This is a genomic window from Halomicrobium sp. HArcht3-1 (assembly GCF_058933345.1).
In genome coordinates this window covers 66038-82356 of record NZ_JBZYDM010000002.1, presented here as the reverse complement: position 1 = coordinate 82356, position 16319 = coordinate 66038, and the positions used below count along the sequence as shown (strand labels likewise).

The following is a 16319-nucleotide window of genomic DNA, read 5'->3' as shown; positions in this document are numbered from 1 at the left end:
CGGGTGCGACTGGGCTAGGCGTTACCCTTCGTGACCGCTCGCGTGCCCGCGCTGTGCGAGTTCGTGTGCCCGTCGGTTCTCCCCGCGACCGACGACGCGATAGGTCACCCGCGGCACGTCCTCGATAGCGGCCCGGATCGCTCGGACTCGCTTTTCCATGATCCGGTCGCCCGGCGTCGCCGCGACGCTGGGGTCGACCGCGTCGATGACGGCGTCGGCGTCCCCGTGGACGTGCAGCGACGCGACCCGCCCGTCCAGCGCCGCGACGGCCTGCACCGCCTCCAGCAGCGCCCGGTATTCGAGGTGCGCGCTGGAGACGAACGTCCGGACCGGCAGTGACTGCTCGGTCACCGTCCGGGCACCGTCCCCGACGACGAACCCCACCGCCGCCGAGGTCGGCGTCGCGTTGTCCGCGCCGTAGCGCACGCTCGCGTCGAAGTACAACAGCAACGACGGGGGCAGCCGGTCGGTCCAGGGTGTCACAGCCGTTCGTCGGGCCGCAACGACCAAGTCGATGTCGCCCGCCGAAGCGCTACGTTCAAGTGCAATCGCCGAGGAAGATGTGATACACGAAGCGCCGTTGGTGAGCAATTCCGCAGGAATTGCGATCCTCGGGGCGCGAGTGTAACGAGCGCGCCGTTGTTGAGCAGTTCCGACGGAACTGCGATGCGCGGCATGAGCGAACGAAGTGAGTGCGCGCCGTTGGTGAGCAATTCCGCAGGAATTGCGATCCACGGGGCGCGAGTGTAACGAGCGCGCCGTTGGTCCAGTGGTAGGACATAGCCTTCCCAAGGCTAGAGCCCGGGTTCAATTCCCGGACGGCGCATGCGAGGTTCGAACGAAGTGAGAACCTCGGAACAGCGAGCGGCGACGGCGGAAGCCGCGAGCCATTCTGCGACGAACGGGGTGATTGCTCGTGACGAGCGACTGCAGCGGGATTGTGCCCGCCACGTCGCAGTTATGCCGGTCGACGCCCACAGTTATCCACCAGGACCGCTTACCCGAAGTATGAACACACAACAGCTACTTCGGTACGGTGCGTTCACGCTGATCTTCGTCGGACTTCTGGGACTTGCCGCGTCGTTCGAGTCGGGTGCGGCGATGTTTCCACTCGCTGGCGACACTGCGTTTGTCGTCGGTCTCGCATTCTGTGTGGTCGGTGTCGCCGTGCTGGCCGATCTCGGACGCCGTGCGCGCGAGGCGGCGGCACACTCGGACAGCGAGTCGTCGTAGCTGCGGCCTGTGACAACCGACCCGCCGGACTCAAACCGCTCCGTGGCGTACCCTCGTCCATGACCGACACAGCCGAGGACTACGTCGCCGAACTCGAAGCCAATCGTGCCGAGAAAGACCAGTTCTTCGACGAGCACCCACAGTCGCCGATCCCCCCCGAAGACCGCGACGACTTCGACGGCCTGAACTACTTCGATCCCGCGCCCGACTATCGCGTCACAGCGACCGTCTCGACCGTCGATCCGCCGGAGTCAGTCGATCTAGAGACCAGCGACGGGCGGACCGTGCGCTACCTCCGGGTGGCGACCTTCGCCTTCGAGATCGAGGGCGAGTCCTACGAACTGGCTGGCTATCGTCAGCCAGAGGACGACTCGGGTGGCTTCTTCGTCCCGTTCCGGGACAAGACGACGGGCCAGCAGTCCTACAAGGGTGGACGGTACATGGAACTGGAACCCGACGGCGAGGTCGGCGACGGCGACGAGATCGTGCTGGACTTCAATCTCGCGTACAATCCGTTCTGTGCCTTCAGCGAGACGTTTTCTTGCCCGCTCCCGCCCGAGGAGAACTGGCTGGAGACGACGGTCGAGGCGGGCGAGCGCGATTACTGACCGGGCGGCCGACGACTGGTAAACCGGCACCGATTTGTAGCCGCCCGGAAAAGACGTGGCCGGTATGACCGTCACGATTATCGGATCGCAGTTGGGCGACGAAGGGAAGGGCGGCACCGTCGATCTCTACGGCGAAGGTGCCGACGTCGTCGTCCGCTATCAGGGCGGCGACAACGCCGGCCACACCGTCGTCGTTGGCGACGAGACGTACGAACTCTCTTTGCTGCCCTCCGGCGTCGTCCGCGGCAAGACCTGTGTTATCGGCAACGGCTGTGTCGTCAACCCCGAAACGCTGTTCGACGAACTCGACGCGCTGCGCGAACGCGGGCTGGACCCCGACGTGCGCGTCGCCGAGCGCGCTCACGTCATCTTCCCGTATCACCGCCGCCTCGACGGTATCGAGGAGGAAGACAAGGACGAGGAAGTCGGCACGACGGGCCGGGGGATCGGCCCGACCTACGAGGACAAGGCCGGCCGCCGCGGGGTCCGCATCGGTGACCTGCTCGATCCCGACGTGTTGCGCACGCGCCTCGAATACGTCGTCCCCCAGAAGCGCGCCGTCGTCGAGGAGGTCTTCGACAAGGAGTGTGGCGAGGAACTCGACATCGACGAACTCTACGAGACCTACCGGGCCTACGGCGAGCGACTGGCCGACGAGGGGATGACCGTCAACTGCGGGAACTATCTCCAGTCTCGCATCGACGACGGCGACGAGGTCCTCTGTGAGGGGGCACAGGGCACGCTCATCGACATCGACCACGGCAATTACCCCTTCGTCACGTCCTCGAACCCGACCGCGGGCGGGGCCTGTACCGGAACCGGTCTCGGCCCGACCGAGATCGGTGGTGGCGAGGTCGTCGGCATCGTCAAGGGATACAGCACGCGCGTCGGCAGCGGCCCGCTCCCGGCCGAACTGGCCGGCGTCGAGGGCGACACGCCCGGCTACGAGGGCGATGCGGGGGAGCACGAGGAGGAACTGGCGACCTACATCCGCGACGAGGGCGGCGAGTACGGCACCGTCACCGGCCGCCCGCGCCGCGTCGGCTGGCTCGACCTGCCCGTGTTGCGCCACGCCACGCGGGCCAACGGCTTCACCGGCATCGTCGTCGGTCACATCGACGTACTCGCCGGACTGGACGAGGTCAAGATCGGCGTCAGCTACGACCTCGACGGCGAGGAAATCGAGAGCGTCCCGCCGACGACCGAGCAGTGGGGCCGCTGTACGGTGAACTACAAGTCCTTCGATGGCTGGCCCGAGGTCGACTGGGATGCCGTCGCCGACGAGGGGTACGACGCGATTCCCGAGAACGCTCGGAACTACCTCGAATTCGTCGAGGACGAACTCGATACGCCGCTGTACGCCGTCGGTGTCGGCCCCGGCCGCGAGCAGACCATCGTGCTCGAACACCCGCTGGAATAACCTCGCTGTTTCAGTTTTTGACCCTACTTCTCGACGGTCAGCAGCGCCACGCGCTCACGAACGAGATCCGCCAGATCCCCACTCGTCGCTCCCAGTTCCGCCTCGCCGATCTCGAAAAAGTCCCGGACGAGCGCCTCGTCGTACGCACCGAGCGTCTCGGCTGGGTCGAGGAGTGTGTCGACGGCCTCGGCAGCCGCCCTCTCGTCGCCCTCGCCGGTCGAATCGTGGACCACGACCACGACCGGTGATTCGCCCTCACCGACCCCCATCTGGAGTGCGCGGTTGATCTGACGCCGACCGGCCGCGTACAGCAACACCTCGACGGCCCGTTCGCGGGCGATCGCTTCTCCCTGCTCGAAGGCCCGGTCGGCCAGTTCGACGGCCCGCTGTAGGTGAGCGCGGTCGACGACGTAGCGGGCGTCGAACGCCTGCACGACGACGCCGTACTCGTCGCCGATCGCTCCAAGTCGCTCGACGAAATCGTCGATATCACGGACCGTCGCCGTCCCTTCGACGACCTGCATCAGAAGTCCCCCAGACTGGCCTGATCATCGTCTTCTTCGGGGTCACTCCGTCCGCGGTCGTCCTCGTCGCGTTCGTACTCCACCTCGTCGGACGGCTCTACGTCCTCCATCGAGGGGTCGCGGTGACCGGCGTTTTCGAGGACATTTTCGGCGGTCTTCTCCCGGCCGCGCAGCGCCGCCAGGACGACCGACTTGTCCGCGTCACGCAGATCGGCGCGGCTCTCGATGCCGGCGTCGAACAGTCGACGGGCACGCTTTCGCCCGACCCCGCGGACGCCTGCGAGGTCCACGAGCTCCTCGCGGACGCCGTGCTCGACGCGGGTGCGCGCCCTTCGGATGGCGGGTGCGGCGTCGAGACCCAGTTCGCTCGCCAGTGACTCGGCCGCGCCCAGCAGCCACTGCGCGCCCTCGACTTTCCCGCGGATGTCGCCCGGGCCGACGCCGTAGCGCTCGGTGATCGTGTCCTCCTCGACCTCGCTGGCCCAGTCTTCGAGCAGGCGCGCGGTCTTCAGCGCCGCGAGCCAGTCCTCGAAGCGGTCGTCCTCGAACTCGGAGGGCATCCGGCCGAGGAACTCGTCTTCACGCTCGAAGGCGATCTCGCTGTACTCCTCGCTGTCGTCCGAGCGCAGGTACAGTTCGTACATGTCCGGCGTGCGGGAAACGAGGTGGTACAGGCCCATCGCAGTCGGCTCTTTGACTTCGCCGCTCGCGGACTCCTCGCTGGCGAGGTCGCTCGCGGTCGTAAAGCCCGCCGGCTCACCGCTCGCGTCGTCGCCACTCGCCCCGTGTGCGCTCGCTTGCGCGCCGCTGCGAAGCCCGTCGATGATCTCGGCGGCACTCATCGGATCGAGGTAGAGTCGTGAAACGGTGTGGCCAAGCGAAGTCGCCGACAGCTCGTCGTCCTCCCGGGTGAGGAAGTCGTTGCGTTGCAGATAGCTCAGCACGTCGTCGACGACCCCTTCGAGACGCCCGCTCTCGTCGGTCTGGCTCGCGTACAGCGTCCGTTCGAGAAACTCCAGCAGCCCCGACCGCGAGCGGGCAAAGCCACTCGCGACGGTCGCCAGCAGGTGCGTCCGCAGTGCTGGCTCGGCGGCCAGTTTCGACCGGACCGGTTCGGGGTCGGCCCAGACGTAGCGCTCGAACAGTTCGTCGAGTTCGTCGTGGCTGCTCGCGGGGATGATCGCCTCGCCGTAGGGGTCGAGACCGGGGCGGCCAGCACGTCCCATCATCTGGTGGACTTCGAGCACCGACAGGGGTGCCATCCCACCGGCGGTCCCGTCGTAGCGCCGCCAGTCCCGGACGACGACCCGTCGGCTGGGCGTGTTGACCCCGGCAGCCAGCGTCGGCGTCGCGCTGACCACTTTGAGCAGACGGTCGCGGAAGGCTTGCTCGACGAGTTCTCGATGTCCGCTCGCTAATCCGGCATGGTGAAAGGCGGCCCCCTTCGCGACGGCGTCGGCCAGATCGTCGCTGGTCTCGGTGTCGCTCACGTCCCGAATCTCCGCCGCCACGTCGGCCAGTTGCTCGCGTTCCTCGGGCGTGAGCGCGTCGCGCGTGACGTTTGCCAGCCGGCCCGCCGCGGCTTCGGCGTTGCGCCGGGAGTTGACGAACACGAGCGTCGACCCGTCGTCAGAGAGCGTGTCCCGGACGATCGCGGCGGTCTGTTTCTCGTTGTTGCGCACCCGTAGTTCCCGCTGGTCGCCGTCTTCGAGGTGGAGTGCTTGCCCGAAGTGGACGCCCTTCTTCAGTGAGATGGGCCGCCAGTCCGAGTCGACGAGTTCGGCGTCGAGCCATTCTGCCAGCGCCTCGGCGTTCCCGATGGTCGCCGACAGCGCGACGGTCTGCATGTCGGGATTGATCCGCCGAAGCTTCGCGAGGGTGACCTCCAGCGTCGGCCCCCGTTCGGCGTCGTCGACGAGGTGGACCTCGTCGGAGACGACACAGGCGAGATCGTCGAGCCACGGTGCGTCGTTGCGCACGAGCGAGTCGACCTTCTCGCTGGTGGCGACGACGATGTCTTTGTCGGCCAGCCACCCGCCGTCGGACTCGTAGTTGCCCGTCGAGACGCCCACGTCGAGTCCGTACTGCTCGAACTGCTCGAACTCGGCTTGTTTCTCGCTTGCGAGTGCCCGCAGCGGGACGATGTAGAGGGCGGTGCCGCCGAGGCTGCCGTCCGTGTCGCCTGCTCGCGGCTCGTTTCTCGCCGCTCGCTCGTCCTGGGGACTCTCTTCGTTCGTCCCCACGGCTCGCGTATCGCTTCGCTCCTGCTCGCCCGCCTCGGGACCTGCCCGCTGGTCGGGTCCCGCGATCGCAGACAGCATCGCCAACTGTGCGATCAGCGTCTTCCCGCTCGCGGTCGGAATGCTCGCGACGAGGTTCTCGCCGCGCGTGACGCCGGCCTCGACGGCCTCGGCCTGTGGCGGGTACAGTTCCTCGATCCCGTTCGACTGCAGATGCTCGGCCAGCCACGCGGGCACGCCGGGCAGGTCCGCAACGTCCATTACACCCAGATTGGCTCCTACCGGGGTTTAAATTGTCGCCTGCGGTCTCCGTACCACTGTACTGCCAAGAATTAACACGTTCGACGCTCTGCATAGCGTATGGACCGAGGTGGTGGGGCACCGATTGCCGTCCTGCTGGTCGACGACGAACCGGACGTGGCCGAGGTGACGAGTCTGCATCTTCAGCGCCAGAACGACGCCTTCGACGTGACGGTCGAACACGGTGTTCGGGAGGCGCTCGCTGCGCTCGACGACGACATCGACTGTATCGTCAGCGACTACGAGATGCCACGGAGAGACGGTCTGGACTTCTTACGGGACGTGCGTGAATACGACCCTGATCTCCCCTTTATCCTCTTTACTGGCCGGGGGAGCGAGGAAATCGCGAGCGAGGCCATTTCGGCGGGCGTCACCGATTACCTCCAGAAAGGGACCGGCGTCGACCAGTACACGGTGCTCGCGAATCGACTGGAGAACGCCGTCGCGCGCCGCCGGTCGGAAGCGGCGGCCGCCGAGACGCTGGAGCGCTACCAGACGCTCGTCGACAGTTCGCCCAATCCGATCCTCGTCCACTCGGGAACGGACGTACTCTTCGTCAACGATCGGCTGGTCGACCTCGTCGGTGCGACAGAACGGGCGGACATCGCCGACCGGCACCCGCTGTCGTTCGTCCACCCCGAGGACCGCGAGCGCCTCACCGAACGGATCGAGTCCATCCTCGATGGCAACGCCCCGACCGGCTGGACTGAGTGGCGACTCGAACGCCTCGACGGCGAGATCCGCTGGGTGGAGAGCCGCGGTGCGCCGATCGTCTACGACGGCAATCCGGCCTCACAGGTCGTCTTGCGCGACGTGACCGAACGCAACCGCCGTGAGCGCCGCCTCGAACGACTCCACGACGCGACCCGAAAACTCCTGACGGTACAAGACACCAAGGCAATCGCCGACTGCACCGTCGAGATGCTACAGGACGTGCTGGGCGAGGACGCCGTCGGGTTCTGGTACCACGACGGAACGGACCTGCGCATCCTCTCTGCGACCGACGCAGTACGCGAACACGTCCGCTCGCGCGACACCGATCCCAAGCAGATCGCGAGACTGCCGGAGTGGTCGGTCGAGTACACGACCTTCGAGGGGGACCGTCCGCGCGTCGTCACGAACTACGACCAGCGCGACGACGCGATCACGGACGCCTTCGAGACGGCGTATCTCGTCCCGCTGGACGATCACGGCTTGCTCGTGGTCGCGTCGCCGGACGCATACACCGTCGCACCGGCCGAACAGGAGATCGTCGGCATCCTCGCACGGACGGTCGTCGCCGCGCTCGGCCGCATCGACCACGGCACGACGTGATCGACCGTCCAACAGCGACACCACTTTGCCCCGGACCGTCCAACAGCGCGTATGCGAATCGAGTACGACCGGGAGACCTGTATCGGGATGTTCCAGTGCGTCGCCGAGTGGGACGCGTTCGAACGCGACGAGGACGCCGGCAAGGCGGTACTGGCCGACAGCGAGGAGACCGACGACGGCGTCTTCGTCCGCGAGGTCCCCGACGGAGCCGAACTGGACGCGAAGTTCGCCGCTCGTTCCTGTCCCGTCGACGCCATCGTGGTGTACGACGACGACGGCGAACAGCTCGTGCCCTGACACGATGGGTCACCAGCCCGTCGCCGAGTGTGGTCCGTGACCGACTCGTCTCCGACGGGGGTCGGAGAGTTGTCTGGTGATGGAGAGACACTGTCTCTTCCCTACTTAATTCCGGCCGGTCGATCGCGTATAGAGACGTTTAAATAGCACAAAAGTAACGAGTAGGGTGTGAGCGGCTAGCACTGCGGTGGTCAGGTAATACTCATGACAGAACAATACGACCTCGTTATCGTTGGCGGTGGGATCAGTGGCGCGTCGCTTCTCTATACGGTCGCGAACTTCACCGATATCGAGAAGATCGCGCTCATCGAGAAGGAAGAAGAGATCGCGGCGATCAACTCACATCACACGAACAACTCCCAGACCCTGCACTTCGGGGACATCGAGACCAATTACACCCTCGAAAAGGCAGAGCAGGTCAAGGAGGGCGCAGAGATGCTCGCGGGCTATCTCGAAAACGTCGACCCCGACCGCGAGATGCACAGCAAGCGCTCGAAGATGGTCCTCGCCGTCGGGGACGAGGAAGTCCAGAGTCTCGAAGACCGCTACTACGAGGAGGGCTTTGGCGATCTGTTCCCGAAACTCGACGCCATCGACCGCAACGAGATCGCCGAGATCGAACCGAAGGTCGTCGAGGGGCGCGATCCGAGCAAAGACATGCTCGCGCTGCAGACGCCCGACGGCTACGTCGTCGACTACGGCGATGTCTCGAAGTCCTTCGTCGACGACGCCGAGGACATCGACGGCGTCGACGTACTGACCGGCGAAGAGGTCAAACGCCTCGACGACACCGAGGACGGTTACATCATCGAGACGGAGAACCACTGGATCGAGTCCGACGCGGCCGTCGTCGCCGCTGGCTCGCACAGCCTCCAGATCGCAAAGGAGATGGGCTACGGTGAGGGTATGTCGCTGCTGCCCGTCGCTGGCAGCTTCTTCCTCGCCGACGACTTCCTCAACGGCAAGGTGTACACCCTTCAGATGAAGAAACTGCCCTTCGCGGCGGTCCACGGCGATGCCGACGTGCACGACGACTCGATCACGCGCTTCGGACCGACGGCGAAGCTCGTGCCGGCGCTGGAACGGGGCGAGATCTCGACGATCTCCGACTTCTTCGACGTGTTCGGCCTGAACGTCGATTCGTTCCTCAGCTACGCCAACATCCTCGCCGACCGCATCCTCCTGCCGTACGTCCTCAAGAACCTCGTCTACGACATTCCCGCGGTCGGCAAGCGCGCGTTCCTCCCCCACGTCCAGAAGGTCGTCCCGACCGCAGAACTGGACGACATCGACCGCGCCAAGGGGTACGGTGGCGTCCGACCCCAGATCGTCGACACCGACAACAAGACCCTCGATATGGGCGAGGCCAAGATCACCGACGAGGACATCATCTTCAACATCACGCCCTCGCCGGGTGCCTCGACCAGCCTCAAGAACGCCATGCGCGACACCGAGCACATCGTCGAGGCCATCGACGACGCTGAGTTCGACAAGGACGGCTTCCGCTCGGCGACCATCGAGAACTTCCCGCGCCTCGACGAGACCGACGCGGCCGAGAGCGACGAAGCGGTCAAAGCGCCCGCACAGGACGACGACTGACGACGCCATTTTCGAGACTAGTGCGACACCGGTATCTCGTGGCGCTGCTTGTCCATCACCAACGAAAGCCTGAGGGCGATCCGAGACACAGAGCCGAGTAGATGGTCCGTCGCCTCCTCGAACAGCTTCGTGCCGTGCTCGCGGGCCTGTTCGGTCACGTGATCGATGGCTTTCCCGCGCTACTGGCTCGCTTCGGACTGGTCGACCGCGAGAAGTCGACGGCGGCGCTGGATCTGGCCGCGCCGGTGATGGTCACGGGTGGTCTCCGTATCCTGTTGCGGATCGCCGACTTCGCGATGGTCGGGCTTGCACTCGGTGACGCCGCCATCGCCGGGCTGGAACTTGGCTTTCAGTACTTTTTCGTCGGCTTTGGACTCTCGCTTGCGGTCACGTCGGGGACGATCAGCGTCGTCTCCCGCCTGCAAGGGGCCGACAAGCCCGACCGGGCGAATCTGGCGGTCAAGCAGTCGCTGTGGCTCGCCCTCCTGATTTCACTGCCCCTGTCTCTCATCTCGTGGTTCTACGCCGAACCGATGGTCGGCCTGCTCACGAACGACGCCGACGCGATCCGCTTCGGTGGGACCTACCTCGCGATCGTGATGCTGTCGCTGGCCCCGCGGTTCTGGAGCATGGTCGCCGCGCGGGCGCTCGCGGGCAGTGCGGACACGCGGACGCCGATGTACGTCCGTCTGCTGACCCTCCCCACGAACATCGTCTTGAACGCCGTGTTGATCTTCGGACTCGGTCCCGCACCGCGGTTGGGCATCGCCGGGGCCGCAATCGGCACCGCCGTCGCCAACACGCTCGCGGCCGCGGTCTTCTTCGCCCTGCTCGTCTCGGGGCGCTACGTCGTTACCCTCGATCTGCGTGGGAGACAGTTCGACCTCTCGCTGATGGCCGAGATCGTCCGCGTCGCCCTCCCGCTGTCGGGAATGCGTCTGCTCCAGACGTTCGCGCGCTTCCCGTTCCTGTTCGTGCTGGGCGTGATCGGGACGCCGACGGTCGCCGCCTTCGCCATCGGTCGACGCGTCATGCTGCTCGCGCTGATGCCCGCGTGGGGCTACTCGACGGCGGCGAGCACGCTCGTCGGCCAGCACGTCGGCGCGGGCGACGACGATGACGCGAGTGCTTACGGCTGGCAGACCCTGCGGATCGCGCTGGCGACACAGCTTCTCATCGCCGCCGTGCTCGTGGCCGTCGCCCGCCCGATCGCCTCGCTGTTCGGAACGGCCTACCCCGAACTCACCGTCACCTTCATCCGTGTGTTCGCGCTGGCGGTCGCCGGCTTCAGCGTCTCGCGGACGATGCGGGGCAGTCTCCGGGGTGCGGGCGATACTCGCTGGCCCCTCTATGGCACCTTCCTGGGCTCGTATCTCTATCGCATCCCGGTCGCGCTCCTTGCGCTCCCGGTCGGTTTCGCCGTGACGATCCCCCTCGTCGGCGTCACCGTCGCCCCCGGCATGGGGTGGGGCCTGCCCGCCATCTTCGCCGCCATCGTCGGCGACTACTACGTCAAAGCGGCTGTCAACACCGGCCGCTTCTGGACAGGCAAGTGGCGGGCCGTCGCCCGAGCGTCTGGGGTCGGTGCCGGCGACTGACAGCGCCACTGCCCGTCGAACCACGCCCTGGCGGACTGAAAGGGCGAGGTCCGGTGGCGCTCTGTGTAGTCGCTCCGTGGCAGGGCTCCCGCGACGTAGGAGCGGGATGCCGCGGAGCGACCGCCAGCGGGCCGAGGGCTTTCGAGGCGTTGACTCCCACACTCACAGTCGCCGAACCATTCGCTTCGGAGTCTCCAGGTGCAAACTCAAAACTTAATGGCCGACGGCACAGAGCCACGCCCATGAGTACACCAACGAAGATCGTCCTGGGGACCATCACCGTCTCGGCACTGCTGTCGCTCGCACTGATCGCACAGCTCGCACTGGCGTAGATGTTCAGCGAGCGTCCGCTGTCGGGGGAACTGGACGACGTTCGCGACGAGCATGCACCCGGCGCGCTCGTCCTCGATTGCGAGCGGGACTTCGAGACGCTCGATCCGGCCGTCGCCGAGGACCTGCTCTTGCTGACCGACGGGGTCGACCCGGCCACGTATCCCAGCGAGTGGGTGCCTGCCGACGCGCCCGAGGCACTCCACGCACTCGCGTCGAGTGACTTCACCGTCGGAATGCCCGGCGACGGCGGCGTCGCGTGGACGCGCCAGACCGACCCGGCCGTGGTCTTCGTCAAGCCCCGGCTGGCTGGCTCGCCCGACGCCTTCGTCGACTTCCTCGTCGCCGAGGCGCTCGTCGAGGTCGGACTCGACGTGCCCGAACAGTTCCTCGACTTCTTCGGCGAGCAGTACCCCGAGTTCGCCGCGACGGTGGGCGACCACCTCGATTCCGCCGGGATCTATCAGCTTGCCGCGGCACTCTGTACCGCCTTCGTCGGCCTGCAGACCCGCGACGTGTTTGCAGCATGGGAGAGTGAGTCGCCTGCCCTCTTCGACGCGTGGGTCGACGCGGGCGAGCGACTCGAACCCCGCCTGAGCGACCTGTCCGAGGAGGTCGCGATGGGACGGACCGACTTCCCCGCCGCGGCGGAACTGGCCTGTGCGGCGATCAAACACGGTGTCGAGGTGCCCGCCCCCTTCGGCGCACTGGACACGAGCGCCTACCGCGACACCGGCCCGGCGTACGCGATCACGTGGGCCGAGAAGACACTCGGCGCGCTCTCGTGAGCGAGGCGCGCGACACTCGCCGAGCGGCGTTTTCCGCGGATTCAAATAACGGCCCACGCAATCACGGGCTATGAACGCACTCGTCACCGGCCACGCCGGCTACATCGGCGGCGTGCTGGCCGACCAGCTCGTCGCCGCCGGCCACGAGGTCGTGGGTTTCGACAACGCTGCCGACGACGCCGACGACATCCGCGACGTGGACCGCCTCCAGACCGTCTTCGCCGACCACGACTTCGACGTGGTCTATCACCTCGCGGCCGACGCGGACGTGTGGAGCGACGACTGGCAGCCCCTCGTCGAGAACAACGTTCAGGGGACCGTCAACGTCGCCAGCGTTGCCCGCGAGCACGACGTGCCCGTCGTCTTTTCCTCCAGCATCGCCGCCGCCGATCAGGTCAACCGCTACGGCCACTCGAAGCACCTCGCCGAGGGCGCGGTCAGCGAGTTCGACGGCGTCACCACGGTGCGCTTCCCGAACGTGATCGGCGGCCCGGCCCCCCGCGGACAGGCCCAGTCGATGATCGAACAGGGCCTCGACGGCGAGATCGAGGTGTGGGGCGACGGCAATATCGTCCGCCCCTACGTCGACGTGGGCGATCTCGCGGCCTTCCTCCGCGATCTCGGCGGGGGATCGTTCGACGTGGCGACCCCGGCGGCGGTGTCGTCCTACAGCTACACCAACGAGACCGTCGGCGAGCACATCCAGACCATCGTCGCCGAGGAGACCGGCGACGAACCGGCACTCTCGGTGATCGACCGCACGCCGCCGTCGCCGATGAAACTGGTCGCCGAGGACCTCGCCGTGCGCGACCCGACCCCGCTGCGTGAGTCGCTGCGCTCCCAGATTCGCGCCGCGATGGCGTAGACCCGGCTGACCCGTTCCCAGTGGCCTCCCTCGGTCTATGCCTCGGCGAATCGACTGTCCGGTCGTCGAGTCCGGTTCCTACATCTCCCCGTGCCATTCTGCGATAAAGCGCTCGAAGAACGTCTCGAGAAACGCGTGTCGTTCCGCAGCTAATCGCTGTGCTGGCTCCGTATGGAGTTCGTTCTGCAATCGGAGGAGCTTCTCCTCGAAATGATATATCTGCGAGTATTCCTCCCCGTCGGGGTCCCAGAGCGGTGTTCCGTGGACACCGCCGAACGCGAACGTCCGAGCGACGCCGACGGCACCCATCGCATCGAGATTGTCGGCATCACGCAGTATCTTTGCCTCGATGGTCTCTGGTTCGGGGTCCTCTCCCCGAAACGCGAGATCATCGTGCACTGCAACGCAGTGTTGCACTGCAGCAATTTGCTCGTCGCTCAGACCCGTCTCCGCGAGCAGCGACGCGACGACTGACAGCGTTTCGTCCGGGTCACAGCCGGTCCCGTCACCAACGACCCGATGCAGATCGTGGACGAGTGCCCCACAGCCAACGACCTCGTCGTCGGCGTCTAGCTCGTCGGCAAACCGCTGTGTGAGCCGAAACACTCGCCACACGTGATGCATGTCGTGCCCCGACGAGTCCGTCGCGTAGCGTTCACGCACGTTTGCTGCGACGGTCTCGAACAGCTCCGCTCGGTGTCGAGGACCACCGGGATGGTCCCCTCTCGTCGGACAGGGGTCGGACAACAGTTGCTGCTCGCTGTCGACGGTCGAGTCCTCCTCGGTCATGGCTGTCCCGTCGGTCGTGTGGCGTGATTATGTTTGTCCCTCGATGCCAGTCGCTCGATCAGTTCGGCCTCTGTGGATGCGGACGCCAGCGTCACTGTGAGAGCGCTGGTGTTCGTCTCTCAGTACCCGCTGTCGAACAGCTCTTGGAACACCTTGTGCTGGGCGGCCCGCAGGTGCTGGTGGTAGGTCGGGCGCGAGATGTCCATGCCGTCGGCGAGTTCGTCGCCGTCGACCTCGCGGGGCCACTCGAAGAAGCCGCCCAGATACGCCGTCCGCAGGGCGGTCTCCTGGCGATCGGTGAAGCGCTCGGCCAGCGCCGCGCGGAACTCCTGCTGGGTCTGGACGGGGCGCTCGTGTTCGTGGTAGCCGACCAGATCCGTCGACTCGTAGTTGTCTTCGACGAGACTGAACACCTCGCGGGCTTCCGCTTCGTAGGGGAGTTCGATGGCGTAGCGGGCGATGCCGTTCTCGCTGACGATCGATTTCGGGACGGCACCGTGGTCGACCAGCGTCGCGATCAGTGACTCCGTGACGGTCACGTCGAACAGCGCCTCGCCGTCGTGTTCGGCGACACAGCTCGCGGCGGTGACGGCGTCCTCACCGTCGAGTACCGCAAGCACGTCCTCGGTGTCTGCGTCCTCGGTCGTCAGGTACAGACGCAGGGAGCCGTCTTCTTGCGTGACGGTGCCGGCCGACGCGATCGTGCCGCCGGCCCGGCCCGACAGTTTCGACAGCAGGAGGTCCCGGTCGTCGATGGTAAATTCGAGTTCGATGACCTTGTTCGCGCTGAGGATGCGCCCGCTCTCGATGGCGTTGATGGCGTTGGCGACCGCTCGGCCGAGCGCCTGCAAGACGATCTTTTCGCGCTGGTCGAAGGCGTCGGTCCGGTCGGCACAGACGTACAGCACGCCGTAGTTCGAGTCCGTGTACGAGAGCGGAATCGCCATCACCGAGCGCACCCCGCTCTCGTGGGCGTCGGCGAGCCAGCCGCCAGCCGCGGCCAGCCCATCGCCTTCGAGTACCTGTGGGTCGCCCGCGGCGAGGGCTTTCGCACCGGGCGTGTCGCCGTCGATCGGTTCGGCCACGTCGGTCACGTCGACGGGGGCGTCGCCGAACCACTCGCGGGCGCTGATGGTCTCGGCGCGCACGTCCGGCCGGCCCAGCCACGCGAAGGTGTAGGGGTCGGCCCCGACGAGCTGTTCGCAGACGCCGGCCTCGACTTGCTCGCGCGTCGTGGCCTCGACCAGCACCTCGACGGTGTTCTGGATCAGCCCGTTGATCCGTTCGAGGATCGTCTCGATGCGCTCGCGGGCCTCACGCACCTCCTGTTCGCGCTTGGCGCGGTTGCAGGCCGCCGCGGCGTTGATCGCCAGCAGCGCCGCGACCTGCCGGTCGTTGTCGTCGAACGCGCCGACCGTCGTCGACGCGACGCTCAGGGTTCCGTGGACGCCGATGGGGAAGTACATCGCCGAGCGGACTGGCCCGAAGTCGGTGTCGGGGTCCTCGATGGTCCGTACGTCGTCGTACACCGCCGGCTCGCCGGAGGCGAAGACGGTCCCGGGCTGGCCCTCGTCGAGGTCGTACACCGGCCGCTCCGGCATCCGCTCTTGGACCGCGTCGGTACTTGCGGTCGGGCGCAACACGCGCTCCTCGGCGTCGTACAGCCGTACCGTACTCAACTCGAAGCCAAGCACCTGTGTGGCCGCACCGGTGACGATGTCGGCCACGGACTCGCGACTCGGGGCCTGCATCAGCGCCCGCGAGGTCTCCTGCAGCCGCGAGATGAGTTCGCGCCGGCGTCGCCGGTCGGACACGTCGCGGACGACGCCGACGACGCCCTCGAACCGCTCGCCGTCCCAGAGCGCGGTCATGTGATCTTCACAGTGGATCGGTTCGCCACGCTTTGGCTGCAAGCGCAGGTCGAACGTCTGGTCGAGGTCGTCGCGCTCACCGGCTTCGAGGGCGGCAAGCGCCTGTTCGGTCACCTCGACCGTGTCGGGGTCTTTGATCGTCGCTGCTGGCTCGCCGCGCAGTTCCGCGGCGCTGTAGCCCGTCAGCGATGCCAACGCCTCGTTGACGAAGGTGAACTGGCCGTCCTCGTCGAGGACGTACACCCCGTCTTCGAGTGCACCGATGATCCCGGCGTACTGCTCGACGGTCGCCGCCTCGACGGCGGTCTCGGTACCGCCGTCCGTCAACAGTCTGCCTGCCGCAGTTTCCTCGTCCCGCTGACCGTCTTCGGTCGCGTCGACACACCCACCACCCGAGGACGCTACCGCCTCCTCGACTGCCTCGTTCGCTGCCATACCTAACAGGTTAGTACGTCCGAGTACTTAAGCGATGGCCCGACTATCGAAATCGACTGCCACAGACGGTCTTCGGCCGCTTCGGTGACCGTCGCTTACAACGTTCGC

Annotated in this window: 15 protein-coding genes and 1 tRNA gene; 11 read left to right on the top strand and 5 right to left on the bottom strand. The window is 66.4% G+C overall.

Annotated features, from left to right (window positions below; translation table 11 throughout):
* Nucleotides 1–21: 21 nt before the first annotated feature.
* Nucleotides 22–483, bottom strand: a complete 462-nt coding sequence (locus AC5FRW_RS03455; protein ID WP_493567032.1) for a reverse transcriptase-like protein — start codon at nucleotides 481–483, stop codon at nucleotides 22–24.
* A 272-nt stretch (nucleotides 484–755) separates the two neighbouring features.
* On the opposite strand from AC5FRW_RS03455, the gene AC5FRW_RS03450 reads away from it, so the two are divergent.
* From AC5FRW_RS03450 to AC5FRW_RS03435, 4 genes are all read left to right on the top strand, one after another.
* Nucleotides 756–826 (top strand) — tRNA-Gly (locus tag AC5FRW_RS03450).
* Nucleotides 827–1008: 182 nt separating this feature from the next.
* A complete protein-coding gene (locus tag AC5FRW_RS03445) occupies nucleotides 1009–1233 on the top strand; it encodes a hypothetical protein (protein ID WP_493567031.1) in 225 nt (74 codons plus the stop codon).
* A 59-nt stretch (nucleotides 1234–1292) separates the two neighbouring features.
* On the top strand, nucleotides 1293–1841 hold the full coding sequence (locus tag AC5FRW_RS03440) for a DUF1684 domain-containing protein (RefSeq protein ID WP_493567030.1): 549 nt from the start codon (nucleotides 1293–1295) through the stop codon (nucleotides 1839–1841).
* A gap of 64 nt (nucleotides 1842–1905) precedes the next feature.
* Nucleotides 1906–3261: an adenylosuccinate synthase gene (locus tag AC5FRW_RS03435; RefSeq protein ID WP_493567029.1), complete on the top strand. Its 1356-nt coding sequence runs from the start codon at nucleotides 1906–1908 to the stop codon at nucleotides 3259–3261.
* A gap of 23 nt (nucleotides 3262–3284) precedes the next feature.
* Here AC5FRW_RS03435 and cgi121 read toward each other — a convergent pair whose 3' ends face one another.
* Both cgi121 and AC5FRW_RS03425 read right to left on the bottom strand, forming a co-directional pair.
* Nucleotides 3285–3785: a KEOPS complex subunit Cgi121 gene (gene cgi121, locus AC5FRW_RS03430; protein ID WP_493567028.1), complete on the bottom strand. Its 501-nt coding sequence runs from the start codon at nucleotides 3783–3785 to the stop codon at nucleotides 3285–3287.
* Nucleotides 3785–6286: an ATP-dependent DNA helicase gene (locus AC5FRW_RS03425; RefSeq protein WP_493567027.1), complete on the bottom strand. Its 2502-nt coding sequence runs from the start codon at nucleotides 6284–6286 to the stop codon at nucleotides 3785–3787. The genes cgi121 and AC5FRW_RS03425 overlap by 1 nt, the downstream gene beginning before the upstream one ends.
* A gap of 99 nt (nucleotides 6287–6385) precedes the next feature.
* Between AC5FRW_RS03425 and AC5FRW_RS03420 the strand changes: the two genes are divergently transcribed.
* The 7 genes from AC5FRW_RS03420 to AC5FRW_RS03390 all read left to right on the top strand — a co-directional run bounded on the left by AC5FRW_RS03420 (nucleotide 6386) and on the right by AC5FRW_RS03390 (nucleotide 13116).
* On the top strand, nucleotides 6386–7639 hold the full coding sequence (locus AC5FRW_RS03420; protein ID WP_493567026.1) for a response regulator: 1254 nt from the start codon (nucleotides 6386–6388) through the stop codon (nucleotides 7637–7639).
* Between the two features lie 51 nt (nucleotides 7640–7690).
* Complete coding sequence (locus AC5FRW_RS03415; protein WP_493567025.1) at nucleotides 7691–7936, top strand: ferredoxin; 246 nt, start codon at nucleotides 7691–7693, stop codon at nucleotides 7934–7936.
* A 204-nt stretch (nucleotides 7937–8140) separates the two neighbouring features.
* Nucleotides 8141–9535 carry an FAD-dependent oxidoreductase gene (locus AC5FRW_RS03410; protein ID WP_493567024.1) on the top strand — a complete coding sequence of 465 codons (1395 nt, stop codon included), beginning with the start codon at nucleotides 8141–8143 and terminating at the stop codon, nucleotides 9533–9535.
* Nucleotides 9536–9636: 101 nt separating this feature from the next.
* Nucleotides 9637–11133, top strand: a complete 1497-nt coding sequence (locus AC5FRW_RS03405; protein WP_493567023.1) for an MATE family efflux transporter — start codon at nucleotides 9637–9639, stop codon at nucleotides 11131–11133.
* Between the two features lie 242 nt (nucleotides 11134–11375).
* Nucleotides 11376–11465 (top strand): hypothetical protein, encoded by a 90-nt coding sequence (locus AC5FRW_RS03400; RefSeq protein WP_493567022.1) that lies wholly within the window; start codon nucleotides 11376–11378, stop codon nucleotides 11463–11465.
* Nucleotides 11466–12251 carry a DUF7089 family protein gene (locus AC5FRW_RS03395; protein ID WP_493567021.1) on the top strand — a complete coding sequence of 262 codons (786 nt, stop codon included), beginning with the start codon at nucleotides 11466–11468 and terminating at the stop codon, nucleotides 12249–12251.
* Nucleotides 12252–12321: 70 nt separating this feature from the next.
* Nucleotides 12322–13116, top strand: coding sequence for an NAD-dependent epimerase/dehydratase family protein (locus AC5FRW_RS03390; RefSeq protein ID WP_493567020.1), 795 nt, complete (start codon nucleotides 12322–12324; stop codon nucleotides 13114–13116).
* 78 nt (nucleotides 13117–13194) lie between these two features.
* On the opposite strand, the gene AC5FRW_RS03385 is transcribed toward AC5FRW_RS03390, so the two are convergent.
* Together AC5FRW_RS03385 and AC5FRW_RS03380 are read right to left on the bottom strand one after the other, a co-directional pair.
* A complete protein-coding gene (locus AC5FRW_RS03385; RefSeq protein ID WP_493567019.1) occupies nucleotides 13195–13905 on the bottom strand; it encodes an HD domain-containing protein in 711 nt (236 codons plus the stop codon).
* 119 nt (nucleotides 13906–14024) lie between these two features.
* Nucleotides 14025–16211, bottom strand: coding sequence for a bacterio-opsin activator domain-containing protein (locus tag AC5FRW_RS03380; protein ID WP_493567018.1), 2187 nt, complete (start codon nucleotides 16209–16211; stop codon nucleotides 14025–14027).
* Nucleotides 16212–16319 lie beyond the last annotated feature (108 nt).

Bases quoted from the DNA above. Each gene is read 5' to 3' on its own strand.
- AC5FRW_RS03445 (WP_493567031.1), top strand. From the start codon at position 1,009: ATGAACACACAACAGCTACTTCGGTACGGTGCGTTCACGCTGATCTTC.
- AC5FRW_RS03440 (WP_493567030.1), top strand. From the start codon at position 1,293: ATGACCGACACAGCCGAGGACTACGTCGCCGAACTCGAAGCCAATCGT.
- AC5FRW_RS03435 (WP_493567029.1), top strand. From the start codon at position 1,906: ATGACCGTCACGATTATCGGATCGCAGTTGGGCGACGAAGGGAAGGGC.
- cgi121 (WP_493567028.1), bottom strand. From the start codon at position 3,785: ATGCAGGTCGTCGAAGGGACGGCGACGGTCCGTGATATCGACGATTTC.
- AC5FRW_RS03425 (WP_493567027.1), bottom strand. From the start codon at position 6,286: ATGGACGTTGCGGACCTGCCCGGCGTGCCCGCGTGGCTGGCCGAGCAT.
- AC5FRW_RS03420 (WP_493567026.1), top strand. From the start codon at position 6,386: ATGGACCGAGGTGGTGGGGCACCGATTGCCGTCCTGCTGGTCGACGAC.
- AC5FRW_RS03415 (WP_493567025.1), top strand. From the start codon at position 7,691: ATGCGAATCGAGTACGACCGGGAGACCTGTATCGGGATGTTCCAGTGC.
- AC5FRW_RS03410 (WP_493567024.1), top strand. From the start codon at position 8,141: ATGACAGAACAATACGACCTCGTTATCGTTGGCGGTGGGATCAGTGGC.
- AC5FRW_RS03405 (WP_493567023.1), top strand. From the start codon at position 9,637: ATGGTCCGTCGCCTCCTCGAACAGCTTCGTGCCGTGCTCGCGGGCCTG.
- AC5FRW_RS03400 (WP_493567022.1), top strand. From the start codon at position 11,376: ATGAGTACACCAACGAAGATCGTCCTGGGGACCATCACCGTCTCGGCA.
- AC5FRW_RS03395 (WP_493567021.1), top strand. From the start codon at position 11,466: ATGTTCAGCGAGCGTCCGCTGTCGGGGGAACTGGACGACGTTCGCGAC.
- AC5FRW_RS03390 (WP_493567020.1), top strand. From the start codon at position 12,322: ATGAACGCACTCGTCACCGGCCACGCCGGCTACATCGGCGGCGTGCTG.
- AC5FRW_RS03385 (WP_493567019.1), bottom strand. From the start codon at position 13,905: ATGACCGAGGAGGACTCGACCGTCGACAGCGAGCAGCAACTGTTGTCC.
- AC5FRW_RS03380 (WP_493567018.1), bottom strand. From the start codon at position 16,211: ATGGCAGCGAACGAGGCAGTCGAGGAGGCGGTAGCGTCCTCGGGTGGT.